The sequence below is a fragment of the Actinomadura sp. 6N118 genome, assembly GCF_044326415.1.
GTDB lineage: Bacteria > Actinomycetota > Actinomycetes > Streptosporangiales > Streptosporangiaceae > Spirillospora.
Window position 1 is genome coordinate 17,001 of sequence record NZ_JBIRAZ010000010.1, and the last position, 25,650, is coordinate 42,650.

23 protein-coding genes and 1 tRNA gene are annotated in these 25,650 nt (G+C 68.0%); 9 read left to right on the forward strand and 15 right to left on the reverse strand.

Annotated elements, in window-relative coordinates; translation table 11 throughout:
• The first annotated feature begins 139 nt into the window (after nucleotides 1-139).
• A complete protein-coding gene (locus ACH34W_RS25445; protein WP_395963919.1) occupies nucleotides 140-895 on the forward strand; it encodes a helix-turn-helix domain-containing protein in 756 nt (251 codons plus the stop codon).
• Nucleotides 896-1,517: 622 nt separating this feature from the next.
• Here the strand turns inward: ACH34W_RS25445 and ACH34W_RS25450 are convergent.
• A complete protein-coding gene (locus ACH34W_RS25450; RefSeq protein ID WP_395963547.1) occupies nucleotides 1,518-1,688 on the reverse strand; it encodes a hypothetical protein in 171 nt (56 codons plus the stop codon).
• Nucleotides 1,689-1,834: 146 nt separating this feature from the next.
• Between ACH34W_RS25450 and ACH34W_RS25455 the strand changes: the two genes are divergently transcribed.
• Entirely contained in the window at nucleotides 1,835-2,305 is a 471-nt protein-coding gene (locus ACH34W_RS25455) for a hypothetical protein (protein ID WP_395963548.1), read from the forward strand.
• A 96-nt stretch (nucleotides 2,306-2,401) separates the two neighbouring features.
• On the opposite strand, the gene ACH34W_RS25460 is transcribed toward ACH34W_RS25455, so the two are convergent.
• The 3 genes from ACH34W_RS25460 to ACH34W_RS25470 form a co-directional block, all read right to left on the reverse strand.
• A tRNA-Thr gene (locus ACH34W_RS25460) sits at nucleotides 2,402-2,477 on the reverse strand.
• 56 nt (nucleotides 2,478-2,533) lie between these two features.
• Entirely contained in the window at nucleotides 2,534-4,048 is a 1,515-nt protein-coding gene (locus ACH34W_RS25465; protein ID WP_395963549.1) for an alpha/beta hydrolase, read from the reverse strand.
• Nucleotides 4,049-4,124: 76 nt separating this feature from the next.
• Nucleotides 4,125-4,880 carry a TetR/AcrR family transcriptional regulator gene (locus ACH34W_RS25470; RefSeq protein WP_395963550.1) on the reverse strand — a complete coding sequence of 252 codons (756 nt, stop codon included), beginning with the start codon at nucleotides 4,878-4,880 and terminating at the stop codon, nucleotides 4,125-4,127.
• A gap of 118 nt (nucleotides 4,881-4,998) precedes the next feature.
• Here ACH34W_RS25470 and ACH34W_RS25475 point away from each other — a divergent pair, with 118 nt between their 5' ends.
• Entirely contained in the window at nucleotides 4,999-6,462 is a 1,464-nt protein-coding gene (locus ACH34W_RS25475) for an MDR family MFS transporter (RefSeq protein WP_395963551.1), read from the forward strand.
• Nucleotides 6,463-6,585: 123 nt separating this feature from the next.
• On the forward strand, nucleotides 6,586-7,590 hold the full coding sequence (locus tag ACH34W_RS25480) for a glycoside hydrolase family 6 protein (protein WP_395963552.1): 1,005 nt from the start codon (nucleotides 6,586-6,588) through the stop codon (nucleotides 7,588-7,590).
• Between the two features lie 387 nt (nucleotides 7,591-7,977).
• Here the strand turns inward: ACH34W_RS25480 and ACH34W_RS25485 are convergent, their stop codons facing one another.
• Entirely contained in the window at nucleotides 7,978-8,658 is a 681-nt protein-coding gene (locus tag ACH34W_RS25485; protein WP_395963553.1) for a YceI family protein, read from the reverse strand.
• A 375-nt stretch (nucleotides 8,659-9,033) separates the two neighbouring features.
• Here ACH34W_RS25485 and ACH34W_RS25490 point away from each other — a divergent pair, with 375 nt between their 5' ends.
• From ACH34W_RS25490 to ACH34W_RS25500, 3 genes are all read left to right on the forward strand, one after another.
• On the forward strand, nucleotides 9,034-9,792 hold the full coding sequence (locus ACH34W_RS25490) for a DUF427 domain-containing protein (protein ID WP_395963554.1): 759 nt from the start codon (nucleotides 9,034-9,036) through the stop codon (nucleotides 9,790-9,792).
• A 195-nt stretch (nucleotides 9,793-9,987) separates the two neighbouring features.
• Complete coding sequence (locus tag ACH34W_RS25495; protein ID WP_395963556.1) at nucleotides 9,988-11,097, forward strand: ferredoxin reductase; 1,110 nt, start codon at nucleotides 9,988-9,990, stop codon at nucleotides 11,095-11,097.
• Between the two features lie 17 nt (nucleotides 11,098-11,114).
• Nucleotides 11,115-12,236, forward strand: a complete 1,122-nt coding sequence (locus tag ACH34W_RS25500; RefSeq protein WP_395963557.1) for a fatty acid desaturase family protein — start codon at nucleotides 11,115-11,117, stop codon at nucleotides 12,234-12,236.
• A 385-nt stretch (nucleotides 12,237-12,621) separates the two neighbouring features.
• Here ACH34W_RS25500 and ACH34W_RS25505 read toward each other — a convergent pair whose 3' ends face one another.
• On the reverse strand, nucleotides 12,622-13,497 hold the full coding sequence (locus tag ACH34W_RS25505; protein WP_395963558.1) for a M23 family metallopeptidase: 876 nt from the start codon (nucleotides 13,495-13,497) through the stop codon (nucleotides 12,622-12,624).
• An 85-nt stretch (nucleotides 13,498-13,582) separates the two neighbouring features.
• The gene (locus tag ACH34W_RS25510; RefSeq protein WP_395963559.1) at nucleotides 13,583-14,446 is read right to left on the reverse strand and encodes a M23 family metallopeptidase; all 864 of its coding nucleotides are present in this window, start codon (nucleotides 14,444-14,446) and stop codon (nucleotides 13,583-13,585) included.
• Between the two features lie 1,003 nt (nucleotides 14,447-15,449).
• On the opposite strand from ACH34W_RS25510, the gene ACH34W_RS25515 reads away from it, so the two are divergent.
• Both ACH34W_RS25515 and ACH34W_RS25520 read left to right on the forward strand, forming a co-directional pair.
• Nucleotides 15,450-16,001, forward strand: a complete 552-nt coding sequence (locus ACH34W_RS25515; protein ID WP_395963560.1) for a hypothetical protein — start codon at nucleotides 15,450-15,452, stop codon at nucleotides 15,999-16,001.
• Nucleotides 16,002-16,195: 194 nt separating this feature from the next.
• The gene (locus ACH34W_RS25520) at nucleotides 16,196-17,089 is read left to right on the forward strand and encodes a BTAD domain-containing putative transcriptional regulator (protein ID WP_395963561.1); all 894 of its coding nucleotides are present in this window, start codon (nucleotides 16,196-16,198) and stop codon (nucleotides 17,087-17,089) included.
• Between the two features lie 74 nt (nucleotides 17,090-17,163).
• Here ACH34W_RS25520 and ACH34W_RS25525 read toward each other — a convergent pair whose 3' ends face one another.
• The 8 genes from ACH34W_RS25525 to tmk all read right to left on the reverse strand — a co-directional run bounded on the left by ACH34W_RS25525 (nucleotide 17,164) and on the right by tmk (nucleotide 25,577).
• A complete protein-coding gene (locus ACH34W_RS25525) occupies nucleotides 17,164-18,024 on the reverse strand; it encodes a stage 0 sporulation family protein (protein WP_395963920.1) in 861 nt (286 codons plus the stop codon).
• A gap of 127 nt (nucleotides 18,025-18,151) precedes the next feature.
• The gene (locus ACH34W_RS25530; RefSeq protein ID WP_395963562.1) at nucleotides 18,152-19,216 is read right to left on the reverse strand and encodes a hypothetical protein; all 1,065 of its coding nucleotides are present in this window, start codon (nucleotides 19,214-19,216) and stop codon (nucleotides 18,152-18,154) included.
• Nucleotides 19,217-19,307: 91 nt separating this feature from the next.
• Nucleotides 19,308-20,159 (reverse strand): fructosamine kinase family protein, encoded by an 852-nt coding sequence (locus ACH34W_RS25535; protein ID WP_395963563.1) that lies wholly within the window; start codon nucleotides 20,157-20,159, stop codon nucleotides 19,308-19,310.
• Between the two features lie 6 nt (nucleotides 20,160-20,165).
• Nucleotides 20,166-20,642, reverse strand: a complete 477-nt coding sequence (locus tag ACH34W_RS25540; RefSeq protein WP_395963564.1) for a low molecular weight protein-tyrosine-phosphatase — start codon at nucleotides 20,640-20,642, stop codon at nucleotides 20,166-20,168.
• A gap of 53 nt (nucleotides 20,643-20,695) precedes the next feature.
• Entirely contained in the window at nucleotides 20,696-21,259 is a 564-nt protein-coding gene (locus tag ACH34W_RS25545) for a permease-like cell division protein FtsX (protein ID WP_395963565.1), read from the reverse strand.
• A complete protein-coding gene (locus tag ACH34W_RS25550) occupies nucleotides 21,256-21,753 on the reverse strand; it encodes a SigE family RNA polymerase sigma factor (protein ID WP_395963566.1) in 498 nt (165 codons plus the stop codon). The genes ACH34W_RS25545 and ACH34W_RS25550 overlap by 4 nt, the downstream gene beginning before the upstream one ends.
• A 583-nt stretch (nucleotides 21,754-22,336) precedes the next feature.
• Entirely contained in the window at nucleotides 22,337-23,476 is a 1,140-nt protein-coding gene (locus tag ACH34W_RS25555; protein ID WP_395963567.1) for a DNA polymerase III subunit delta', read from the reverse strand.
• A 19-nt stretch (nucleotides 23,477-23,495) separates the two neighbouring features.
• Complete coding sequence (gene tmk / locus ACH34W_RS25560) at nucleotides 23,496-25,577, reverse strand: dTMP kinase (RefSeq protein WP_395963568.1); 2,082 nt, start codon at nucleotides 25,575-25,577, stop codon at nucleotides 23,496-23,498.
• Between the last annotated feature and the right edge of the window lie 73 nt (nucleotides 25,578-25,650).

Consider the following 25,650-nt stretch of genomic DNA (forward strand, 5'->3'; position numbering starts at 1 on the left):
CAATCATTGCAACAGCCTTCGCGTTTAACGCAACGTGCGACTGTCGATCGTTGCAATGTGTTGAAGGTGAACGCTATGGTGGCGTCAAGGAACGCCGAGCAGCGCCATGGAGCACCCGTGGGGCATGAAGGGGGTCGTGATGCCGGGAGGCAGGCTCACCCAGCAGGAACGCCAGCAGATCGCGGTGGGGCTGGCCGACGGCCTGGCCTACGCCGAGATCGCCCGGCGTCTCGATCGTCCGACGTCGACGATCACGCGTGAGGTGATGCGGAACGGCGGCCCCGCCGGCTACCGCGCCGACCTGGCCCACCGCGCCACCGAACGTCGCGCGCACAGGCGCAAGCAGGCCACGCCGCGGGGTTCGGAGACGGTTCCGCAGCTCAACGGACGCGACGCCGAGGTCGTGCGCGAGTACGAGGAGACGCTCACCACCGTCTTCATGACCTCGGGCCTGCCCAAGATGATGGCCCGGGTACTGGCCTGCCTCTACACCACCGACTCCGGCAGCCTCACCGCCTCCGAACTCGCCCAGCGCCTCAAAGTCAGCCCGGCGACCGTCTCCAAAGCGATCACCTTCCTCGAGAGCATGGAACTCATCCGCCGGGAACGCGACGCACGCCGCCGCGAGCGCTACGTCGTCGACGACGACCTCTGGTACCAGTCGATGATCCGCAGCGTCCGGGACAACGCCCTGCTTGTCGAGACCGCGCGACAGGGCGTGCACATCCTCGGCCCCGGCACCCCGGCCGCCACCCGCCTGGAGAACACCGCCCGCTTCCTCGACTTCGTCACCGAGAACCTCACCCGCGCCGTCGAACAGGCTCGCGAAATCCTCTACACCAAACCCGAAACACCCCCAGGCGACACCGCCGAGTCGGCTTCAGATCACGAATAGACAGCCGCCCCGATGGCCCCAGCATCAGACGAAGCCGACCATGCTCTCCCACCCGCGCCGCCCTTGTGAGTCGCCCGCAACAGCGCAGTCGTCCACACCCATCCCCATCCAAGAACCTCTACTTTTCTGGACGGCGCAGCGACCCATCCCGCACCGGCAAGTTTGTCGTTCTTTATCCAGCGATGAGTGAGGCCTGGCTCGGCCTGAGGCCCGGTCACCGGGGCGGATCCGGCACGCCATAGTGAGGGTGCTTTTAGAAGGGCTTCCAGTGCGGCTTAGGCGAGTTCGTCGACACTGTCACTGTCGACGTTCAGTGATGATCTGAGACTTGATGACCGAGCGGGGCACGAACTGCAGCACAGCATGGGCGACCGTGCTGGTGAGATTGCCCCTTGCGCGCCATGGCAAGACATCAGCATTGGCGAAGTCCATTTCACCTTCGCCAATGCTCTACAAACGCCCTCATCATCGTGGGGTCGGAATGCCGGTCCGGCTAGAAACCCTCGTTTCCCGATCGCCACTACTGGTAGCGGTGTCTATGGCCGTGGCGTGGTTTTTGCCCGGCGCCGGGCGGGCGGCCCCGGCTGTGCAATCGGGGTGCCCGCACGGCTCCGGCAGGAGGTCAACTCCGGTCTGCCTCGAAGGCGCGGACCTCGGTGATGAAGGGGCCACCGTATCCGGCGTCCTTGTCACCGTCGATTTGGAGGACGTCGTATCCCCGGGCGCTGAAGGTGTAGGTCACCTCGCGCCAGTAGTTGGGCCAGAAGCCGTCGTCCTCGATCCCGCTGACCACTCGGACGGACCGGTATCGGGACCGCGGGGGTGGACGATCACGGAACCTGACCGGCTCGACTGATCTCTAACCTGGCAGCATCGACCGACCCGGGGCCGACTCATGAGAGATCGCCCTCCTTGTCACCAAAGGAGAAGTCCCAGCACATGCCCCGTTGGCCCCAGCTCAGTCCGTCCGAACAAAAACAAAAACTCGACCAGATCACCGTGCAGGTGGTGCCGACCTTGCCCGACGGCTGGCAGCGCCTGGTGGTCCGCGTCCTGACGATCGGGAAGCACAGCGAAATGTCGGCCGGTGTGCTGATGCCCGACCGCTCAACACGCGGCTGGAGCTTCCCACCGGAGGTCTGGCGTCAGTTCATGCAGCTCCGCAAGGGTATGTATGCCGAAGGTGCGGGAAGTTGGGTGGGGTTTGAGTACATCGTCGACCCGCCCGGCAAGTTCACGATCAGTTACAACCGACATGCCGAACCAACCTTCGAGTCCGCGCCGACCGCAGAAGATTTCGCCACCGAGAACCGCTGGTTCCCGCGCTCAGAGGACACCATGCCCGACTGGTTCCGCCGGGGTCTGAAGGATCCGCCCGGCGCTGCTGGCCGGCGCCGAAGCCATGGATGAGGTGTTCACCGAGGACGGCGAGGCCGCCTAGTCAGGCAGTTTGTCAGGCACTCGCAGCAAGAGGCCCGTTCCGAAGATCGGAACGGGCCTCTGAGGTGGAGCCGCCTATCGGAATCGAACCGATGACCTATTCATTACGAGTGAATCGCTCTGCCGACTGAGCTAAGGCGGCTTGCCGCGCTAGGACGGCGGGCAAAAGTCTACCGGGTCCCGGGCGGTGCGTGCGCATCAGCGGCAGAGGGTTCCGTCCTTCGGTGGTTTGGCGGTTACCAGGTACTGGTCGGTGGCCTGGGTGATGCAGGGGTTTCCTTGGAGGTAGGCGGTGTGGCCGTCGCCGTCCAGGGACAGGAGGACGCCCGAGTCGAGCTGAGCGGCTAGGGACTGGGCCCACTTGTACGGGGTGGCGGGGTCGCGAAGGGTGCCGATGACCAGGATGGAGGCCGCGCCCTTGGCGGTGATGGGCTTGGGCTTCGCCTGGGCCTTGGCGGGCCAGTAGACGCAGGGCAGGCCGCCCCAGACGACGAACGGGCCGAAATGCGGTGAGGCTTTGGCTGCCTCGTCTACGGACTTCTTGTAGGTGGCGACGTTCGGCGGGCTGGGCTTGTCCACACAGTTGACCGCCATGTTGGCGTCGGTTTGATTGCTGTATGTGCCGTCCTGCTCACGTTCCACCATCTGGTCTGCCAGGGCTAGGAGGAACGTGCCGTCGCCGTTCTGGATGGCCTGCGTCAGGGCTTCGCGGAGCCTAGGCCAGAGCTGCTTGAGGTAGAGCGCCAGGGCGATGCCCATGGTGACGAGGGTCTCGGTGACGAGACGAGAGTCGCGGCGGTTGGTTAGGGGTTTCTGGTCAGCCTGCTTCTGGAGCGCGGCGATTTTGGCGATCGCGGCGGTGGGGTTGGTGCCCAGGGGGCAGTCGGGGAGCTGGACGCAGTCGGCGACGAACGCGCGGAGGGCCGTCTCGAAGCCCTTGGACTGCTCGACCAGGGTCTGGGTGGAGGATTCCTTGGGGTCGACGGCGCCGTCGAGGACGAGGGCTCGGACGTTCTGCGGGAACTGTTCGGCGTAGAACGAGCCCAGGTACGTGCCGTAGGAGGCGCCGTAGTAGGTCATCTTCTGGTCGCCCAGGGCGGCGCGGAGGACGTCCAGGTCGCGGGCCGCGTTGACGGTGCCGACGTAAGGGAGGCGATCGGGTGCCTTGGCCTTGCAGTTGTCGGCGTACGTCCTGCTCTCGACGGAGACCTTGTCGATCTCGGATTGGTCGTCGGGCGAGGCGTCGGTGGCGAAGAAGCGGTCGAGCTGCGGGCCGCCCATGCAGCGCACGGGATCGCTCTTGCCGACGCCGCGGGGGTCGACGCCGATGATGTCGAAACGTGAACGCAGGTCGGCGCCGAATGCGCGGCCGTTGGAACGGATGAACTCGACACCGGAGCCTCCGGGACCACCCGGGTTGGTGAACAACGATCCGATGCGACGCGCCTGGTCCTGGGCTGGCAGGCGGATCAGAGAAAGCTTCAGTTGACGTGCGGTCGGCTTGGCGTAGTCGAGCGGAACGTTGGCAGTGGCGCACTGGAAGCCGCCACCGCAGTCCGTCCAGTCAATCTTCTGGTTGTAGTACGTCCCCAGCCCGGCGGGTGCGTTCGCGGAGGGAGTCTGGGCGGGCGGCTTTTCAGGTTTGGCTGCGCTACATCCCGCCATTGCGAGCGTCAGCACGACGGCCGCACTCGTGAACCTCGTTGCCCGCACCTGGAGTCCCCGTCTCGTCGTCGCGGCTCGTACAGCTCCGCCTACGCTACGGGTTTCCAGCTAGTACATCCAAGGTTCACGCAACGCCGTACTGCCGCTCGATGCCGTCCAGCAGCCAGGTGAGGCCCCGCTCGAAATGCTCCCCACCGTAGATACCGCGCCTGAAGACATGCTCCAGGTGAGGGAACTCTCCCGAGGAAATGAGGTCGCGGAAGTAAGGATGGTCCAGCTCGTCGAGGTCGTCCTCCCCTAGGCCCGCCAGCTGCTTTCGCTGCCGGCTTGTCACCTCGCGTACGACGAAGCCCAGCATGTAGTGGTCGACCGCAGCGACGATCTCCACCTGTGCCTGCGGGTCATCAGTGAGCCCGGAGACGGCGGACAGCGACTGTTCGACGTGCCGCAACGCGTTCGGCCCTATATGAGGCAGGTTGGGCTGACCCGACAGTTCGACGATCCACGGATGCCGCAGGATGTAGTCCCGTTCCTGACGGGCGATCAGACTGATCGCCTCGCGCCAGCCGGAGGGCAGCTCGCCCTGGACAAGGATCTCCGGGACCACCTCGTCGATCATGAGCGCGAGCAGGTCTTCTTTGCGTTCGATGTGCGTGTAGAGGCTCATCGCGCGCACACCCAGCTCGCTCGCCACCCGCCGGATGGAGACCGCTTCCAGGCCTTCGGCGTCGGCCAGCCTGATCGCCGCCTCGACGATCGCCTCGCGCGTCAGCCTCGGCCGGCGCCCGCCCCGCGGCCGTGCCCAAACAAGATCGGGAACGGTCGATTTCGCGGGTGCGGCGGTGTCCTCGGTCTCGCGTACGCCCTTGGTCTCTGACACGACCCCGATCCTACCCACCGACCGTACGCCGTACGCCCGAAATGAGACGGTGTACGGATCGCTCGATACGGTGTACGGTTAGCGATACGCCGTACGGAAGCTGAGGAGGGCGCGGAGAATGACGACCACGCAGACCGGCGCCCCCGCCGGGAAGTCCGCGATGGACCCGCATCTCCGGCGCCTGGCGATCGTGGTCGTCCTGGGCGCGATCATGACGATCCTCGACACGACGATCGTGAACGTGGCACTGCCGACACTCGGTCAGGACTTCAACGCCTCGTTGTCGTCCATCCAGTGGGTGGCCACGGGCTACATGCTTGCCCTGTCGATGGCGATCCCCCTCACCGGCTGGGCGGTGCAGCGGTTCGGGGCGCGAACGATGTGGCTCGTGTCGCTCGGCCTGTTCATCACGGGTTCGCTGCTCTGCGGGATGGCCTGGGACGTGACGTCTCTGGTCGCCTTCCGTGTCGTCCAGGGACTGGGCGGCGGGATGCTCTTGCCGGTCGGGCAGACCATGCTCGCCCGCGCCGCCGGGCCCGAACGGATGGGACGGGTGATGAGCATCGTCTCGGTGCCCGCCATGCTGGCGCCGGTGCTCGGCCCTCTGCTCGGCGGCGTCGTGGTCGACCATCTCGACTGGCGCTGGATGTTCTACGTCAACATCCCGTTCTGCGTGTTCGCGCTGATCGCCGCGATCCGCCTGCTGCCGCGCGACAGCGACCGCGACCCCGGCAGCAAGCTGGACTTCCTCGGCATGGCCTTGCTCTCGCCTGGACTGGCCGCCCTGGTCTATGGGCTGTCCGAGGCATCCGAGGGCGGCGGCGGACCGCGTGCCGTGATCAGCGCCATCGGCGGGGTGGCCCTCACCGCCGCGTTCATCGTGCATGCGCTCCGCAAGCGCGACGGCGCGCTGGTCGACTTGCGGCTGCTGCGCAGCCGGGCCTGGGCGAGTGCGGTCGGCGGGCTGTTCTTCTACAGCGGAGCGATGTTCGGCCTGATGATGCTCGTTCCGCTGTACGCGCGGATCGTGCGCGGCGACACCTCTTTGGAAGCCGGGATGCTCCTGGCTCCCCTGGGGGTCGGGGCGGCCGTCATGATGCCGCTCGCCGGCAAGCTGGCCGACCGGTACGGCTCGCGGCTCCTCGCGCCCATCGGACTTCTGATCATGATGTCCGGCACCGTGCTGCTCACCGGCATCGACGTCGATACTCCGCGCCTTGCGCTCATGGGCGCCGTCCTGCTGATCGGCGTCGGGCACGGCATGCTGGCGCCGTCCCTCATGGCGACCGCCTACCAGGGCCTGGCGCGAACCTCCATCCCCACCGCGACCACCGGCTTGAACATCCTCCTGCGCGTGGGCGGCTCGTTCGGCGTCGCCGCGATCGCGGTCATCCTCCAGGTGGCCATCCGCGACCACGTCCCCGGCGCGAGCGGCAACCTCAGGGAAGCGGCAGCGCACCAGACCCCCGCCCTCCTCACGACCGCGTTCAGCGACACCTTCTGGTGGGCGGCAGGCATAGGGGCGATCGGGCTGATCCCACTACTCTTCCTCCCCCGCCGGACACAGGATTCCCGGCCATGAAGATCGACGAATTTGGTGGTTTCTGGCCCAGAAGCGACTGGTTCGTACCACACTGACGTCTCGGCACAGTTGATCATCACGCGTGCGTGATGGTCTCCCCCGGTTTCAGAGGAGAGACGTCAAGTGCTGATCAGGAAAACCTCCCTGGCCGTCGGCGCGCTGGCGCTGGCCCTGACCGGCTGCTCACAGGGTTCCGCGGACCTCAAGTCCGCGAACCAGCAGACCGGATCAGGGTCGGACGCCGCCGCGGAGGCTGCCAGTCCCTTTTATGTAGACCCCAACTCCAACCCCGCCGTCTGGGTGCGCAAGAACCCCCGTGACGCCCGCGCCGCGGCGATCAAGAAGTCGATCGCCACCAAGCCGGGCGCCAAGTGGTTCGGCAACTGGAGCGGAGACATCGGCAAGTCGGTCTCCGCCTACGTCGCGGCCGCCCAGAAGGCGAAGAAGACCCCGATCCTCGTCGCCTACAACATCACCGACCGCGACTGCAGCGGCCACTCCGGCGGCGGCGCGGGCAGCGCGGCCAAGTACCGCGCCTGGATCTCCAAGTTCGCGTCGGCGATCGGCAACCGCCCCGCCGTCGTGATCATCGAGCCGGACGCGGTCGCTCAGCTGGACTGCCTCCCCGCCGCGTCGCGCAAGACCCGGACCGCGCTTCTCTCGTACGCGACGAAGCAGTTCCAGACCAAGGCGAAGAAGTCCCGCGCCTATCTGGACGGCGGCAACTCCAACTGGATCGCGCCCGCCACCATGGCGACGCGCCTCAACGCGGCCGGCGTGAAGAACGTCCGAGGCTTCTCGATCAACGTCTCCAACTTCTTCACCACCGCCCAGTCCGCCGCCTACGGCAAGAAGGTGAACGCTGCGCTCAAGAGCAAGTACCGCTACACCAAGCGGTTCGTCATCGACACCAGCCGAAACGGCAAGGGCGGCGTCGCCGGCCAGTGGTGCAACCCCGCAGGCCGCAAGCTCGGCGCCACCTCGCGCGTGGGCGGCACCAGCGGCGCCGAGTACCTGCTGTGGATCAAGGTCCCCGGTGACTCCGACGGCCCCTGCGGCGTCGGCGCCGGCGTCCCCGCCGGCACGTTCAGCCCGGTGCTGGCCACCCGCCTGATCAAGGGCTCCTGATCAAGGGCCGCTGACCGGTCGGGTTCCGGACGCACCCGCTCCTGGGCGTCCGGAACCCGCCGGCCTCTCGCACGGCCCGGCCGGGATCGGGGGCTCCCCCGACCGGGCCGTGCATCAGGGACGGCGCTGTCGAAAGACACCGCCCCCGGTCCAATCCCCCGCCAACGGCGACCCGGCCTCGGCCACACGCCGCCCCTGCCACCAGCCAAGGGGGCCAGCCCACTGCCCCAAGGCACCCGGCCCCCGCACCAACTCAGGGGCGCATGCCCACCCCCGGCATCAGCCCAAGGGCGCGTGCCCTCCCCAGCACCAACTCAAGGCGCGTGTCCTTCCCCCGCACCAACCCAAGGCCGCATGCCCGGTGGGCATGACCCTTGGGGCGGTTTGTCACGAGCGGGTGAGCTTGAGGAGAAACTCGACCTGACCGTTGTCTTCGGTCTGGATGGGGCCGATGCTCGGATTCGCGATGCCGTAGTCCGCGAACTTCACGGGGATCGATCCGCTCACCTCGACCGTTCCGTCGCCGGTGCGGGAGGCTGTGACGTCGAAGGTGACCGCCTTCTCGGCGTCCTTGAGCTTCAGCGTTCCGGTCGCCTTGGCGGTGACCTTCGCGCCCACCGCCGGGACCGTGCCGAGGTCGATGGGCTGGGTCAGCTTGAACGTGGCGTCCGGGTACTTCGAGACCTCCATGATCCGGCCCTTGAACTGCTGGTCACGACGGTCCTCGTCGCTCTTGACCGCACTGAGGTCCACCGTGAACGAGCCGGTCGCCACCTTGGAACCGCTCAGCGTGAGGTCACCCGTGACATCGCTGGTGCGGCCCACCCCTTCGACCTTCTGGCCGAAAAGGACCTCTTTGACGCGGTACCCGGCCTGCGAGCCGGAGCCTGCCTTCCACGTACCGTCCACCGAGGTCGCCGGGCCGCTCGCGGTGGCGCCCGACGAGACCGACAGACGCTCGGGAGCGTCGCTCTGGATGAAGTTGATATAGACGAACGGGCCGCCCACCACGAGAACCACCGCGGTGATGGCCCCGATCAGCGTCCAGCGCTTCCAATGCCGTTTCATGAGATCAAGGAATACGTGACCACCTGGTAAGACCGCATAAAGCGTTCATGAGAATCCCATGAGACTCAACCGCCCAGCCTGCCCGCGGGCGCGGCCAAACACGCAGACCCCATTGCCTGCTGTAGGGACATCGGCCGCCCGACCGAGCACTCCTCGTTTGGCCCACCAGTGGGCCAGGTGTTCCCTGCGGACTCGTCCCGACGTCTTCAACTTGCTTCTGCAGGCAGTAACGGTATGTCTGGCTGCTTGCCGCAGGCCGCAAGCCGCAAGGCTTGCCGCAGGCCGCAGGCCGCAGGGCTTGCCGAATTCTGAAACTTCGGCACGAGATACACCCGTCTGCCGAAATAGGCGTGGCGGAGGGGCTGTTGCTCGGACATGGGCACACAACAGGAGACGGCCAAGACTCGCGTGCGGATCGAGCAGAGCGCCAAGAGGGTTCGTGCTTACCTCGGCGGCCAGGTGGTCGTGGACACGCTCCACGCCGCCCTTGTTTGGGAAATCCCCTACTACCCGACCTACTACGTTCCGCTGTCCGACGTACGAGCGAAGCTGGTGGAAGACGGGGTCGGCAAGCGGTCGCCCAGCCGGGGCGACGCCACCACCTACACAGTGAAGGTGGACGGGCGGGAGGCGCCGAGTGCGGCGCTGCGATACACCGACTCCCCGGTCGAAGAGCTCCGCGACCTCGTACGCCTTGAGTGGGACGCGATGGATGCCTGGTTCGAAGAGGACGAGGAGGTGTACGTCCATCCGCGCAGCCCGTACAGCCGGATCGACATCCTGCCCAGCTCGCGGAACGTCCGCATCGAGGTGGACGGCGTGACGGTGGCAGAGTCGAGCAACGCCCGGCTGCTGTTCGAGACCGGGCTGCCGGTGCGCTACTACTTGCCGAAGACCCACGTACGAACCGACCTGCTCGAACGCAGCGAGACCAAGACGGGCTGCCCCTACAAGGGCACCGCCGAATACTGGTCCGTCCGCGCTGGTGGCCAGGTTCACAAGGACCTGGCGTGGTCGTACCCCACGCCGCTCCCCGAGAGCGAACGGATCGCCGGGCTGGTCTGCTTCTACGACGAGAAGGTCGACGTCTTCGTCGACGGGGTCAGGCAGGAGCGGCCGAAAACGAAGTTCTGACCGCGGGGCACGCGCTCAGGCAGCTCACAACTCGACGGCCGGATTTATCAACAGGCATTACACCATCCGATGTCACATCTTGGGATGGTGTGATGCCTGTCCCTTTTGCCCGGGAAGACTTGCCAGTGAGGCTACGCCTACGTAAGCGTAGGTTACGCGAGAGTAAGTTAGCGAGCCGCCCGGGGGAGGCCCCTTTTGATCACGACCCCGCTTCACCGGCTGGGTGACGCCGCCCGCTGGCTCACCACCCCTCTGTTGCCCGAGGACTACCTGGCACTCGTCAACCCGCTCTGGTCCACCGCCGAGCTACGGGGCCGGATCGAGACGATCCGGCACGAAGCCCCCGGCGCCGCGACCATCGTGATCCGGCCGGGACGCGACTGGCCAGGCCACCGGCCGGGTCAATGGCTGAAGATCGGGATCGACATCGACGGCGTCCGCCACTGGCGCACGTTCTCGCTGTCCTCGCCACCCCGCGAGGACGGGCTGCTCACCATCACCGTCAAGGCCACGCCCGACGGCACCGTCTCACGGCACCTCGTGCACCACATCCGCCCCCGCACGATCGTCCGCCTAGCCGCGGCCGAGGGTGACTTCGCCCTCCCCGGCCAACTCCCCGAGCGCATGCTCTTCATCACGGCCGGCAGCGGCATCACCCCCGTCATGGCCATGCTGCGAGCCCTGGCCAAAGACCTCCCCTCGAACGCCCCGCCAGCAATCTCAAGTGGCGCTGGGCGGGTGAATTCGGTGGACGTTGTGGTTGTGCATTCGGCTCGTACGGCTGGAGACGTCATCTTCGGGGGCGAACTGCGGGCATTGGCACGGCGGATTCCATGGTTGCGGTTGTACGAGCGGCACACTGCGGAGGACGGGCGCTTCAAGCCGGCCGAGCTTGCCGACATTTGTCCTGATTGGGCGGAACGTGACACGTGGGCTTGCGGGCCGGGTGACCTGCTGGACGAGCTTGACGAGCACTGGCGGGCAGCCGGGGTCGATGGACGGCTCAGGATGGAACGTTTCCAGCCCGTGCTCGCGGTCACCGATGGCGAGGGCGGCCGGGTGACCTTCTCCAAGAGCGGAGTCGAGGTGGACGCCGACGGCGCCACCCCGCTGCTGGAGGCGGGCGAGGGCGCGGGCGCGCTGCTGCCGAGCGGATGCCGGATGGGCATCTGTTACAGCTGCGTTGGGCGTCTCTGCTCCGGCAAGGTCCGTGACCTGCGCACCGGCGAGGTGCACGGCGAAGAGGGCCATCTCATCCAGACCTGTGTCTCGGCGGCCGCCGGCCCCGTGGACATCGAACTCTGACCACCGAAGGAGGCGTCATGACCGTTGCAACGACCAGCGCGCACCCGTTCGGCCCGGTCCGATCTCAAACCACCGCGCATCTGTCGCCCGAGGACCACGAGGTGATCGCGCGCGAACTGGATGCCATCCGCGACGAGATCAGTGCCGACCTGGGCGAACGCGACGCGGCGTACATCCACCGGATCATTCGGCTGCAACGTGGCCTGGAGATCGGCGGCAGGGCGCTGCTGTTCGCCTCTGCATTGCCACCCGCGTGGTTCGCCGGGACGGCGACGCTCACGTTCGCCAAGATCCTGGAGAACATGGAGATCGGGCACAACGTCATGCACGGCCAGTGGGACTGGATGCGTGACCCGAAGATTCACTCGACGACGTGGGAATGGGACAACGTCTCGCCCGCCGAACAGTGGAAGCACTCCCACAACTTCGTCCATCACACGTTCACCAACGTGCTGGGCAAGGACAACGACGTCGGCTACGGCATTCTGCGCGTCACGCCCGAGCAGGAGTGGCACTGGGCCAACATCCCGCAGCCGATCTACAACGCGCTGCTGGCGATGTTCTTCGAGTACGGGGTGGCGCTGCACGACCTGGAAATCGACAAGGTCAGGGAGGGCACGAACGACCCGGAGGAGACCAAGGAGAAGCTGCGCGCCATCGGCCGTAAGATCCGCCGCCAGTGGGCCAAGGACTACGTCGCGTTCCCGCTGCTCACCGGCCCGCAGTTCCTGTCCACGCTGGCCGCCAACTTCACCGCCAACGTCGCCCGTAACGTGTGGGCGCACACGATCATCTTCTGCGGCCACTTCCCCGGCGACGTCGAGGTGTTCGAGGAGGAGATGCTGGAGGGCGAGACCAAGGGCGAGTGGTACGTCCGGCAGCTCCTCGGCTCGGCCAACATCTCCGGCGGGGGGCTCTTCCATCTCATGACCGGCAATCTCAGCCACCAGATCGAGCACCATCTCTTCCCCGACCTGCCCAGCAACCGTTACGCCGAGATCGCACCCCGCGTGCGGGCACTGTGCGAGAAGTACGACCTTCCGTACCACACGGGCTCGCTCCGGAAGCAGGTCACCAGCACCTGGGGCAAGATCGCCCGCTTTGCCTTGCCCGGTGGGAGCCGACCGAACGAGGGCTAGGCGTAGAGGGAAACCGCGCCGCCGACAAACACGCGAGCGGTGCGCCGACCGGACAGGGTCCGTGCACCGCTCCTTCGCAGGTCTCTCTGCGGACGGCCCTGGTAGGGCGGCCCTGGTAGGGCGGCCCCGGTAGGGCGGCCCTGGTAGGGCGGCCGCAACGACACGAGAGGTTCGTTACGAGAGGCGCTTCATGAGAAGGGCATCGCGAGAAGCGCGTCACGAGAAGCGCGTCACGAGAAGCGCGTCACGAGAAGCGCGTCACGAGAAGCGCGTCACGAGAAGCGCGTCGTCCACGGGCCACCGACCGTGGACGACGCGCTCTCCCCCGAGACACGCAGGCGACCTGGATGGGAGCGTTGAGGCCGCGTGCATGGTCCAGTTCCTGTTACTTGCAGCGGGGGATGGTCTTGCCCTTGATGTCCTTCGGCTGGCCGCTGCCCTTGCCGAGGTAGGCCGCCGGAACCCACCTGCCGGTCTGGCCGCTGTCGAGGTCGGTCTTCAGCCACCACTTGGACGTGGTCTTCGGCTTCGGCAGGGTCTTACTGATCCCCGGAGCCGTGCAGAAGACGTAGTTCTTGCCCTTGTTGAGGTAGCCGACCCTCTTGTTGCTCTTAGGCGAGGTGTAACCGCTGGTCTTGGCCTTGGTCACCACGTAGTACTTCTTCGGAGCGGGGCTCTTGCAGTTGGTGCTCTTCCAGTTCTTGATCGGGGTCTCCTTGTACATGTCGAGGGGACCCCTGCCCTGGATGATCGCGCGGACCATGTGCTGGTTGTCGGCGTCGTTCTTGCCAGGCGCGTAGAGCTGCTCGTAGTGGAGGTGGGGCCGGCCCTTGGAGCCCACGTCGCTCATGTAGCCGACGATGTCGCCCCGCTTGACCTTGCTTCCTACCTTCACTCTCTTCTTCATGTGCATGTACGTGGTGAACCAGCCCTTGCCATGCCTGATCTCGATGCCGCCTGGCGAGAAGTGCTGGTGCACCGTCCCGGAGGCGGAGGCGGTGATGGGGCTGTTCCATTCCATGCCGTACCGCAGCATGTCGATCTTCTTGCCGTCCTTGTCGTGACCCGGGTAGGTCTGCGCCAGGACCTTCACGCCACAAGGGAACGGCAGCCGGAAGTCCGGCCGGTTCGGCAGCGGGTCCTTACCCCTGACCGCGGCCGCGTCGGCGGAGTTGGCCGCCACGGATGCCGCACTGGTCGGCGCCGTGTCCGTGGAGACCATGACGGCGAGCGCGAGGCCGCCGCTCAGAGAGGCGGTCATCACGCCTGCGATGAGCAGCCGGCGATTTGGCTGGAGAGTCTGCATCAGATCTGTGTCCGCTTCTGCTTCGAGGGAGGGAAGATGATCACTTGCAGCGGGGGATGGTCTTGCCCCTGGTGTCCTTCGGCTGGCCGCCGCCCTTGCCGAGGTACGCGGCGGGGACCCACTTGTTGACGTGGCCGCTGTCGAGGTCGGTCTTCAGCCACCAGCTCGACGCGGTCTTCCCGTACTTCTTGCTGGCGCCCTTGGCCGTGCAGAAGACGTAGTTTTTGCCCTTGTTGAGGAAGCCGACCTTGGTCTTGCCGTTGGTCGAGGTGTAACCGCTGGTCTTGGCCTTGGTCACCACGTAGTACTTCTTGGGGGGCTTGGGACCGCACTTGTTCTTGCTGGTCTCGTAGTGCTGCCAGTACTTCCACTTCACCGGCAGCGTTCGGCCGTTGAACCTCGCCTGCACGACCTTGCCGTTCAGCTGCTGCTGGTAGTGCAGGTGCGGGCCTGAGGTCCAGCTGCCGGTGTTGCCGACCGTGCCGACCTTCGTGCCCAGGTTGACCTTGGCGCCGACCTTCACCGACCGGGCGTCCAGGTGCATGTGGCGGGTGCTCCAGCCACCGCCGTGGTTGACCGTGATGACATTGCCGGCGTCGTTGTAGAACTTCGACTCGGTGACCTTGCCGCCGGCCGAGGCCAGTACCGGGGTCCCCTTGGTCTTGCCGGTCTTGTTGATCATGTCGACCATGAACGTGCTGGCATGACCCTTGTGGGTGGACGTCGTCCACGTCTGGCCGCAGGGGATCGGCAGCTGGAACTTGGGGCGCGCGGCGGTCCGCGCCGTGTCCTGGTCCACGGTCTGGGCCGATGCGCCGGCGGTCAGCTGACCGCTCGCCAGGGCGGCCGCCGCGACAACGGGGACGGACATCCGGGCCAGCCGTGTACGCCACTTTCCGGACATGGTGATCTCTCTTCGTCGAGGGGCTGGGAAAGAGGTCTGCGGCGGACGAGCGGCAAGGAGAAGCTCCGCCCGTCCGGCGTTGATCACCGTAGGAAGAGGCGTTATCGATCTCTTTTCGCTCCGTTAAACGTGCGATTTGCACCCGTGCTGACCTGGCTGGACCTCTGGTCGCACGGGCCGGCGAGCCGGCAGACGACGTGATCGCCGGGTGGCGTGGGTGAACCAGAGATGCCACCGTTCCGTCCCATAACCCGAAAAACCAGCCCACGTTCCATTGGAGCGTCACGTGTCCAGCCCAGCCCCACCATCACCGCCCGGCCCACCGCCTGGCCCTGAAGGCGCCGACGCCTGGATCGAATTCACAGCTCGTCTGCGTGCGTTGTATGAGTGGTGCGACACACCGAAATACCGCACCTTGACGAGCCGGGTCACCGGCCTGTCACCGGCGGCCATCTCCAACCTCATCGGCCGGAACCCCCTGGTAAGGCCGCCAGAGACCGCTTGCCTGCGCTTCGTCGAGGCATGCCTCAGGTACCGCGGGCACCCTGATCTGGAAGCCGAGCTCAGCCGCTGGAAGGGGCAGTGGGACGCCCTCTTCGATCGCGAGGCGAACGCCATCGGCTCACCGAGTCCCGCGGCCGAGCCAAACTCGCCGAGTGCGGCGGCCCAGCCAGACTCATCGGGCGCGGCGGCCCAGCCAAACTCATCAGGCGCGGCGGCCCAGCCAAACTCGCCGGGTGCGGCAGCCGAGCCAAACTCGCCGGGTACGCCGGCCCAGCCGGACTCATCGGGTGCGGCGGCCCAGCCAAACTCGCCGGGCACGACGGCCCAGCCGGACTCATCGGGTGCGGCGGGCGGGCCAGACTCGCCGAGCGCGGCGGGCGGGCCGGACTCGCAGGGCACGGCGGTCCCTCACTCGCCGTCACGCCTCCCGCAAGAGCAGACCCAGCCGCCGAGCGCGCCCAGTGCGCCGGGGGCGCCCGGCGCACCGGATCCGGCCGTTGTGACCATTCCCTCACTCGGTCAAATCCCCCCAGTACGGCGGAGGCCAGCGGTCCATCCCCTTGGACTGGCGGGCGTCGCCGCGCTCGTCGTGCTGGCGGCCGTGACCGTCATCGTGGTCCTCACCGGCCGCGACGACGCGCCGGGCGCGCAAGGCGGTGCGTCGGCGGGCCCTGATGCCCAGCCGGTGAGCAATCCGACCGGCAGCACGGAGGAGATCTGCCGGCCGCTGGTCAACACCGTCCACTCCGACACTCGGCAGAAGCAGCTCTGGAAGAAGGTCTTCCAGTGCTCGAACCACCCCAACTCCGCCCTCTACGAGCATCCGCGCGAAGGCCCCAAGATCAGCTTCATGTACACCAAGAACAGCTGGTTCGTCTGCTGGGTGCGCGGCGAGAAACACGCTGGCGGAAACGACATCTGGTATTACACCCAGGGGGATCGGTCAGCCGACAAACCCGAACTCGACGCGTGGGGGTTCATGCCCGCCTCCCAGTTGGTGACCGCCAAGCATCCCAATCCCGGCGTGGCACGCGAGTGCCCGTTCAGCTGAACCGCCACCACCTGCGTGAACGCCGTTCAGAACGACGATGAACCGGCCGCCGACCCGTTTGGCAGGCGGATCGCAACCGGCCCGTGTTTGTCTACTGCAGTCCTGCAGGGGGCAGTGACGCAGCGGCCGCACAGGGGGTTCGGCCCAGCAGAGAAGGGAAGTCGGATCCGGTGGAGTTCCATATCTTGGGTCCATTGCAAGCCGTCGACGGGGGCCGGCAGATCAGGCTCCCCGGGCCGAAACCTCGGCTCGTTCTAGCAGTGCTCCTCCTCGAACCCGGGCGGGTGGTCTCCGTGGACCGCCTCGTCGAGACGGTCTGGGACGGCGAACCGCCACCCTCGATGCGGACGCAGATCGCCATCGCGGTCTCCGCCCTCCGGCGCACGTTCCGCGAGGCCGGTCTCGGCGACGTGATCGAGACCGTGAGCCCGGGATATCGGATCAAGGCCGAGACCGTACGGGTCGACGCGCGCATCGCCGAGGAGCACGTCGCAGGGGCCCGTGACGCCGCGGCCGACGGGCGTGCGGATGAGGCCGCCGCTCTTTATCGGCAGGCGCTGGCGTTGTGGCGTGGCCCGGTGCTCGCGGGGTTGGACAGCTCCCAGATCACGACGTGCGGCTTGCGCTGGGAGGAGCTGCGGCTGACGGTCGCGGAAGAGCTGGCCGAGCTCGACCTCGCCCGCGGTCAACACCATCAGGTGGCCGGAGAGCTGATGGCCCTGGTCGCGGAGAACCCTTTCCGCGAGCGGCTCCGCGCCCAGTTGATGACGGCGCTGGCCCGTTCCGGTCGCCAGGCCGAGTCACTCGCCGTCTACCACGAGGGACGCCGGATCCTCGCGGACGATCTGGGCTTGGAGCCGGGCCGCGCGCTGCGGGACCTGCACGAGGCGATCCTCAAGGACCTGCCGTCCGTTCAGCAGCGGCCAACGCCGCAGCAACGGCCGACGCCGCTTCATGGTTCATCCGCTCTTCATGGCACATCCGCTCCGGTGGCCGCACGAGCGGGACTGGCCGCACCGTGCCGCCATCGGGGACGGCACCGCGCCGGTGGCCTCCGTCGTGCGGCCGTTCACCACTCCGGCCGCTGATCGTCGCCGACCAAAGACCGCCGAGCGTCTTCGAGCCGAGCGCCTTCAAAGGGCGCTCGGCGGTCGTTTCCGGATCAATTCGCCGAGGGGCCTTCGCCGCTTGAAGCGGCCGTGTCTCCGCCCTCGTTGTAGAGGGCGTCATGCTGCTGGCGTGGCGAGCAGACGGACGCGGAGAGGCACGAGCAGCGGCCCCCGCTGCTGAGGCGGACGGTCACGCGGTCGGACGGGACGTTGCGGCCGACGACCTGGCCGGGACCCTCGGGGGTCTCCACGCGTTCGCCGAGCTTGGGCATCCGTTCGTGCGCCTGGATGTAGAGCGGATGCTCGTACTTGAGGCAGCACATCAGCCGGCCGCAGGCCCCGGCGATGCGCAACGGGTTGACCGGCAGGTCCTGTTCCTTGGCCATGCGGACCGAGACCGGCTCGAAGTCCTTGAGGAACGTGGCGCAGCACAGATCGCGGCCGCACGGGCCGATGCCGCCCTGGAGCCTGGCCTCGTCGCGCGGGCCGACCTGGCGCAGCTCGACCCGGGCCTTGACGTTGCGCGCCAGATCGCGGACCAGCGCCCGGAAGTCGACGCGGTGCGGCGCTGAGAAGTAGACCTTGAACACGTTGTCGGCGTCGAGGTAGTCCACGCCGATGACCTTCATCGGGAGCTCATGCTTGCGGATCAGCCGCTTGGCGATGCTGCGCCCCTCGGCCCGGCGGCGGCGGTTGGTCTCGTCCCGGGTGAGATGCTCCTCGGCGGCCGGGCCGCCGCACAGCGGCAGACCGTCGACGTCCTCGCTGACCCACTGCGGCGCCCACACGCATTCGGCCACCTCATGGCCCGAGTCGGTGGGAACGAGCACCTTGTCGCCCACCTTCGGCGAGTGCGATCCCGGATCCAGGTAATAGAGGCGGCCGTAACGGGTGAAGCTGACAGCCATCACCATGCCCACGGTTCGCTCCGTTCGCCCGGTTTCCTGTCACCCAACCCTACGTCGTCCAACGCCCAGGTCGCGCTCAATCAAGATCAGGACGCTGTGGACGATGTCGGGATACCAGGATGCCGATGCGGGGCTACCAGGCCGCGTCGGCTAGGTCTTCGGCGGGTACGGCGGGGGCGCCCTTGATGTACAGGCGGCCGTCGCCACCCGTGATCAGGAGGTGGCCACCGGTGGCGTCGGAATCCAGGCCGGTGAGGTCGCCGGTGCCCTTGACCTGCTGCTGCCAGAGCAGCTTTGTGGGCCGTCCGGTCTCCACGGAGAACGCCTGCAGCGCGATCTGCGACCGGTCGGTCACGCCCGCTACGACGGTCTGGCCGTCCTGGCTGAGCACAGCCGTCTCGCTGCCCTCCGGCAGCTTGAGCACCGGCTTGCTGAGCTTGAGATCGCCTGCGGGGCCGGCGGTGTCGAGCGTGTGCACCTGATGGTGGATCTCCACCAGCTTGCCGTTGACCTTGCGGAGGGGGTTCCAGACGAAGGAGAGGGTGTCGCCCGCCCAGGACATGCTGCTGAGGCGTGCGGAGGCCCTGGTCGTCCAGGTCTTGCGTTGCCCGGTGTCGATCGAGATGACGTCGAGGCGGCTCCGGGTGCCGCGGTACGTCACGTACGCGATCTTGTCGCCGTCGGCGGCCACCGCGAGGTCGGACCACGTCGTCGAGATGCCGGCGACCGCGACGCGCGGTATCTCGGCGAGCTCCTTGGGGTGACCGTTCTTGTCCAGGTTGAGCCGCTGGAAGGTCACCTTCTTTGCTGCCTTGGTCGCCACGACGTACGAACCGTCGCCGCCAGAAGCGATCCGCTGGAAGCGCTGGCCCTGCGGGGCTGCGACGGGCAGTCCCACGTCGTCTCCGGTACGGACGTCCCGGACGACCAGGGCCATGCCCGTACGGCGGACGCCGACGACGTAGCGCGGGCTCTTCGTGTCGGCCTTGCCCACGGCCTTCGTCTTGGCGGCTTTCGGCTTGGGTTCGTCCGAGTCCTGCCTGGAATGGACGAGATCCACCCCACCACCGACGACGAGAGCCACGCCTATGGCAGCGGCCACCGGAACCGCGGCACGCCACGCACCGCCCAGCCGGCCCGCCCTGCCGGGCTCCTTGTGCTTGCCCTCACGCTCGTCGTTCATGGGGTTGCGCCGCACCCACCTCTCATGTTTCGCCCCGTTTACGCCAAGTAGTTTCTATCTCATCTACCTCATGACAAACAGCCATTCCGGGCTGTTCACGCCCAGGTCAACCCAGAGCCGAACGTGCCGCCTCGATCATGGCCGAACGGTACGAGCCACCGAACAGGGCGACATGGACGAGCAACGGGTGCAACTGGTGCAAAGGCACCCGCTCGCGCCAGCCTCCGGCAAGTGGGGCGACCTCATCGTAGGCGCCCAGGACGTACGAGATGTGCGGAGTGCCAAAGAGAGCAAGCATCGCGAGATCGGTCTCGCGGTGACCGCCGTGCGCGGCGGGATCGATGAGCCATCCGCGACCATCCGACCAGAGCACGTTGCCGGACCACAGATCGCCGTGGATGCGGCTGGGCGGCTCCGGCGGCCCGGCCAGGGACTCGATCTCGGTGATGACGCGTTCGACCAGCGCCACGTCTGACCCGCTGAGATGGCGGGAGGCGCGGCTGAGGAACGGTGCGAGCCGCCGCTCGGCATACCAGCTCGGCCAGGCCTCCGCGTCCGTGAGCGTGTTGTCCAGCGGAAGATCGGCGATATAGCCCGGCCAGGACGCCCCGTATGCCGAGGGCGGCGACGCCGTGTGGAGAGCCGCAAGCTCGCGTCCGAACCGTTCGGCGGCGGCGGGCGTGGACGGCTCGGCGGCCAGCCACGGCAGGATCAGATGGTGGTCGTCGGCGGCCACGACCTCGGCCACGGGCATGCCGGGGCCCGCCTCCGCCAGCCAGCGCAGGCCCGCCGCCTCCGCCGCGAACACCCCGGCCTGATCATGGGCGGCCTTGACGAAGACCTCGCGGCCGCCAGCCAGCCGGACCTGGTGCAACGTCCAGGAGTGGCTGGAGCCGCGATCGGTGACCCCCTCGACCGGGACGCCGAGGAGCTCACCGACACGCTGCGGATCGAGCACGGATGCTCAGCGTTCCTTCAGCATGGTCCGGGCCTGGTCGAGGAGCCCCGGCACCGCCGCCTCGACCAGGTCCCGGACATGCTCGAAATCACTTCGCCCGCCGTAGTACGGGTCGGGCACATCCAGGTCGTCCCCCGCCGCCGGGTCGAACTCCCGGAGCAGCCGGATCTTGTCGCGCGCCGCCACGTCCGGAGCCATCGCCCGCAACTCACGCAGGTGCCCCTCGTCCAACGCGATGATCATGTCGTACGTGTCGAACCAGGAGTCCTCGAACTGCCGCGCTGCGTGCGCCGACCGGTACCCGGCCCGTCGCAGCGCCTGCACCGTCCGGTGGTCCGCGTCGTCACCGACATGCCAGCCGCCGGTGCCCGAGCTGTCCACCTCGACGTCCAGGCCCTCCTCCTCGACATGGTGACGAAAGATCGATTCGGCCATCGGCGAGCGGCAGATGTTGCCCGTGCAGACGAACGTGATGCGCAGCAATCGCGGCCCTTCCTCCCAGTCCTGGGATCAGGCTAAGGGGTTCGCCCCGATGCCTACAGAGTCACGACCTGGTCCACGCCATCCCGGCCCAGCACGATCTGGCGGACCTTCTGGGCGTCCGACGCGGTACGAGTCGTCACCCGAAAGGAGTCCGGGATGTCGCCCACCTTGGCGTCCTCCTTGGCCATCGACTCGGCGAATTTGTCCTGAAAGCGTTCCCACGCATCCTGCAAGGACTCGTATTCGACCTTCTCCACACCCGGCGCCGAGGTGAGCACCCGGCGGATTTCGCCCCTCAGTTGCTGGGTGGTGTTCCGCTGCTGGCACGCCACATTGCTCGAAGTCTTCCGGCACAGGAACACCTGCACCTGGTGGGTTCCTGACGGCCGAGCGAGCGGCCGCTCAGCGAGCGGGCCCTCGTCCCGGACGACGGCGACTCCCCCAACAGCGACGGCGACCGAGGCCGCAGCCGCCGCGACGATGAGCATCGGCCGCGCGAAGAGCGACTTGCCGTCACGGGCACGGCCGAGTTCGAGGGACGGGACGTCTTCGGGGCCGAGCGTGTCACCCACGGTCTTCAACGTGTCGACGAGCCGTTCTTCGATGCTGGTGTTCATCTCTCCCCCTCCAGGATCCGGCCGAGCGCCGCCAGGGCGCGGGACGTGGTGGACTTGACCGTGCCGCTGCTGATGCCCATGGCCTCGGCGGTCTCTCTCTCGCTCAGTTCCGCGAAGTAGCGCAGCACCAGGGCCTCGCGCTGCCGCACCGGAAGCCGGTGCAGCGCGACCATGACCTCTGCCCGCTCCTCGCCGACCATGACCTGAGCCTCTGCCGACCAGACCGGTGGCAGGTGCTCGCCACGGAACGGCCGCCGGCGCCGTCGCAGCGCAGAACGGCAGCCGTTGAGCACGGCCGAGCGCACGTACGTCAGCGCCTTCGCCCGGTCCTGAACGTTCGACCATCGCCGGTAGAGCCCCAAAAAGGCCTCCTGGACGACGTCCTCGGCGGTGGCGCGATCGCCGACCATCATCAGGGCGAGCCGCATGAGGCCGAGCGCGTGTCCGCGATACAGCTCGGTAACCGCGACGGTCGCCTCGTCTTCTCGTGCCACATGTCCCCGTTCGTCCCTGGGGTTCATTAGCACCGCTTCAACTTCCATATCCCAGAGACGCCATAAGCACCCAGAGGTTGCCTCCCGTACCAAGAAACCACCATCGTCGCTACGAACACACGTCGCCAACATTCCTGCGTCGCGCTAGCCACGTCGTGCTGAAGGCAGCGTGGCACGAAAGGACGCGTGGGCAGAGACGCCAACGCTGACCGGCCGCATCGCCGCGTAGAAGACACCTGGCGCGGAGGCAACGCGTCGCACAGTCGCATAGCTGCTGACGCGCGTGGCTGAGAGCGTCGCATGGCGCTGCTGACGCGCGCAGCCAAGGGCGCCGCATTGCGCTGCTGGCGCGCGTGGCGCGGAGGGGCACGTGGCGCCACGGACGCACGTCGCTGAGCGCACGCGACCGGGTCGTTGAGACGGCGGCGGGTCGCTGAGGGCGCGTGAGGCCGACGGCACGCGTCGCGCAAGGGGCTGAGGGCACGTCGCTGGGGGGCGCGTGTCAAAGGCGTGCGTTGTGGAGGGCGCGTGACACTGACGTTGTGCGCAGGCGGCTGGAGGGCGTGTGTTTTGAGGTCCCGGGTTAGCGGGGGATGCGGAGGGCTAGGGCCATGGCTTCTACGGCTAGGAGGGGGTTGACGTTGGCCTCTAGGCGCTCGCGGCATTCCATGATGGCGTCCAGGCGGCGGAGGGTGGCTTCGGGAGGGCCTGCGGCTGCGGCTGTGCGGAGTTCGGGGGCCAGGTCGATGTTGACCAGGTCGGTGCTCGCGCCCAGTTGCAGCGTGAGTACGTCTCGGTAGTAGGAGGCCAGGTCTAGAAGGGCCAGGTCCAGCGCGTCGCGCTTCACGCGTGTGGCGCGGGACTTCTGGCGGTCTTCGAGCTCCTTGAGGGCGCCGGCGGTGCCGCGCGGCATGCGGCCTTTGGCGCTCTCGCCGAGGGCTTGGCGCAGCGCGGACGTCTCCGACTCGTTCAGCCCCTCGCTGGTCGTCTTGGCCTCCGCTTCGGCGGCCTTGACTAGTGCCTCGGCGGCGGACACGGCGGGGCCGACCGAGGTGAGGCGGCGTGGCACGGCCAGGACCTCGCCGCGGCGCTTGCGCGCCTCAGGGTCAGTGGCCAGGCGGCGGGCCCGGCCGATGTGACCCTGCGCGGCGCGCGCGGCCTGCTCGGCGATCTCCGGGACGATGCCGTCGCGTTGGACGAGCACGTTCGCGACGGCGGCGACCGGTGGTGTGCGCAAGGTCACCTGGCGGCAGCGGGAACGGATCGTCATGAGCATGTCCTCCGGGGAGGGCGTGCACATCAGCCACACCGTCCGCGGCGGCGGCTCCTCGATCGCCTTGAGCAGCGCGTTGGCTGCGGCCTCGGTGGCGCGGTCGGCGTCCTCGAAGAGCACGATCTGCCAGCGTCCGCCGCTCGGCGAGGACGAGGCGCGCAGGACCAGCTCGCGGGTCTCCTTCACGCCGTACGAGAGCCCGCTCGGCCGGATGACCTCGACGTCGGCGTGTGTGCCCTGCAGCACCTGGTGGCAGGAGGGGCAGTGGCCGCATCCGCGCGGCGTCTCGGCGCACTGCAGCGCGGCGGCGAACGCGCGCGCGGCGGTGGAACGGCCCGACCCGGGCGGCCCGGTGAACAGCCAGGCGTGCGCCATCTTGCCCGTCCCGGCTGCGGAGCTCAGCTGCTCGACGACCTGCTCCTGGCCCACCAGGTCATCCCATACGCTCATGCGGACAAGGCTATTGCCTTCAGGCGTCGGTGATGGCGGGGAAGGTGCTGGTGATGTCCTCGGTGCCGGCCGGGATGGGGTCGGGGAGGATGGCCCGGATGCGGTCCTGGATCAGGCGGCTGATCTCGGCCTGCGAACGGGACGCGTCGATCACGAGGTAGCGCTCCGGATGGGCCTCGGCGATGGCGCGGAAGCCCGCAAGGACACGCTCGTGGAACAGGTGGGGCTCGGACTCCATGCGGTCGGCCGGGCCGGTGATCCGGTCGAGCCCGGCCTCAGGTGGGAGCTCCAGGAGCACGGTCAGGTCGGGCACCAGACCCGCCGTCGCCCAGGCGTTCAGCCGCGCGATGTCGTCGACCCGCTGCCGGCGGCCGAAGCCCTGGTAGGCGAGCGACGAGTCGATGTAGCGGTCGCTGACCACGATGGCGCCGCGTTCCATGGCGGGCCAGATCACGTTCGCGACGTGGTCGGCGCGGTCCGCCGCGTACAGCAACGTCTCAGCACGGTCGGACAGGCCGGTCGTCTCCTTGTCGAGCAGCAGCGCACGCAGCCGCATACCGGTCTTGGTCGCGCCGGGCTCGCGCGTCGAGACGACCTCGAAGCCGTGGTCGCGCAGCCAGATCGAGACGAGCCGCGCCTGGGTGGTCTTGCCCGCGCCCTCGCCGCCCTCGAACGCGATGAAGATGCCGCGGTCGCGGACGACCGGGGTGGCGACGGTCGGCGTCTCGGGCGCCGGGAGCGCGTAGACCTCACCGCGCAGGGCGGCGGCCAGGTCGGGCACCAGCGGGATGCCACGCCGGTCGTCCAGACGGCGGTACGCGATCAGCCCGGACAGCAGGGTCAGGACCGCGACGATCAGCAATGCGGCCCCCGCGCCGGCGAGGTCGTAGACGCCGTCGCCGAGCAGCGTGATGCGATGATCGCCCACGACGCCCGCCACCGGGGGCACCACGGCGACGGCCGCCAGCACGGAGATCAGCGCCACGGAGCTCAGGTAGCCGAACGCACGCTCGTGCCCGTCCTGGTCACTGCCGGCCAGGATCGTTCCGGCGGCGTACGCGACCCCGGCGGCGACGCCCAGGAACCCGGCGGAGAACACCACCACGACGAGGTTCTGGACCAGGGAGATCAGCAGCAGGTCCAGCGCGACCGCCACGACCGCCAGGCCGAGCAGGCGGCGCCGGCTGAACGGGCCGAAGATGCGCGGGCCCAGGAAGATGCCGGACGCGAGACCGAGGGACAGCGCGGTGGCGATCGCTCCATACCCGGCGTCCCCGCCGCCGAGCTCACGCGCGTACACCTTGGCCACGGAGATGACCGCCCCGCAGCTCAGCGCCACCCCGACGACGCCCAGCGCGAGTCCGCGCAGCGGCGCGGGCCCGGGTTCCCCCTCGGCCGGCGCGGAACGCGGGCCCTGGAAGGCCAGCCGGAGCGGCGAGGGCACCGAGACCCCGCCCCCCGCTGGCAGCCCGGACAGCGCCGAGACGGCGGCCGCCGACGCGAGGAAGATCACGGCCGTGATGTAGAGGGCGAGGTCGGCACGGTCTGCCGCACCCCACGCGGCGCCCGCGATCAACGCCAGCACCGAGAAGAGCCCGGCGGCGACCGGAGCCGTCCCGTACGCGGCCACCCGGCCGGCACGGCGGGCATCGTCGTACCGGTCCTCGGGGACGAGCTCCGGCCCGGAACCGCCCACCATCGGGATCCACAACAACGTGACACAGGACACCAGGAACGCCGCCGCCAGCGTCCACGCCACCGAGTCGATCAGCGGCACCGACACCAGCAGCGCGAACCGCACGACATCGGCGGCGATCATCGTCGTACGGCGGTCGAGCCGGGCCGCGAGCGCGCCCGCGAGCGGCGCGAAGATCACCGCTGGCAGCACCATGGCCAGCAGGACCGTCGCGATGATCTGGGCCTGTCCCTGGACGTCCTTGTCGCGCGTGAGGGCACCGGCCATCGCGGTCAGCGCCAGCACGCTCAGCCAATGGCCAAGGCTTGACAGTGACACCGCGATCAAGAGCCGCCGGAACGGCTTGATCGAGGAAAGGCCTTGCGCTGCGGCGACTGGCGGCTGGACGGCGCCCGATCTCGTCATGTCGGTCAGGGTATCGGCGCCGATGTCCTCAGGAGGAAGACTTTGCGTCCTGAGGACATCGACTTCACCTCGC

Excerpts from the sequence above, each read along its gene's own strand:
- ACH34W_RS25475 (WP_395963551.1), top strand. The coding sequence starts at position 4,999 with ATGACGACCACGCAGACCGGCGCCCCCGCCGGGAAGTCCGCGATGGAC.
- ACH34W_RS25500 (WP_395963557.1), top strand. The coding sequence starts at position 11,115 with ATGACCGTTGCAACGACCAGCGCGCACCCGTTCGGCCCGGTCCGATCT.
- tmk (WP_395963568.1), bottom strand. The coding sequence starts at position 25,577 with ATGACGAGATCGGGCGCCGTCCAGCCGCCAGTCGCCGCAGCGCAAGGC.
- ACH34W_RS25485 (WP_395963553.1), bottom strand. The coding sequence starts at position 8,658 with ATGAAACGGCATTGGAAGCGCTGGACGCTGATCGGGGCCATCACCGCG.
- ACH34W_RS25455 (WP_395963548.1), top strand. The coding sequence starts at position 1,835 with ATGCCCCGTTGGCCCCAGCTCAGTCCGTCCGAACAAAAACAAAAACTC.
- ACH34W_RS25525 (WP_395963920.1), bottom strand. The coding sequence starts at position 18,024 with ATGGTGATGGCTGTCAGCTTCACCCGTTACGGCCGCCTCTATTACCTG.
- ACH34W_RS25505 (WP_395963558.1), bottom strand. The coding sequence starts at position 13,497 with ATGACCGCCTCTCTGAGCGGCGGCCTCGCGCTCGCCGTCATGGTCTCC.
- ACH34W_RS25445 (WP_395963919.1), top strand. The coding sequence starts at position 140 with ATGCCGGGAGGCAGGCTCACCCAGCAGGAACGCCAGCAGATCGCGGTG.
- ACH34W_RS25545 (WP_395963565.1), bottom strand. The coding sequence starts at position 21,259 with ATGAACACCAGCATCGAAGAACGGCTCGTCGACACGTTGAAGACCGTG.
- ACH34W_RS25510 (WP_395963559.1), bottom strand. The coding sequence starts at position 14,446 with ATGTCCGGAAAGTGGCGTACACGGCTGGCCCGGATGTCCGTCCCCGTT.
- ACH34W_RS25490 (WP_395963554.1), top strand. The coding sequence starts at position 9,034 with ATGGGCACACAACAGGAGACGGCCAAGACTCGCGTGCGGATCGAGCAG.
- ACH34W_RS25555 (WP_395963567.1), bottom strand. The coding sequence starts at position 23,476 with ATGAGCGTATGGGATGACCTGGTGGGCCAGGAGCAGGTCGTCGAGCAG.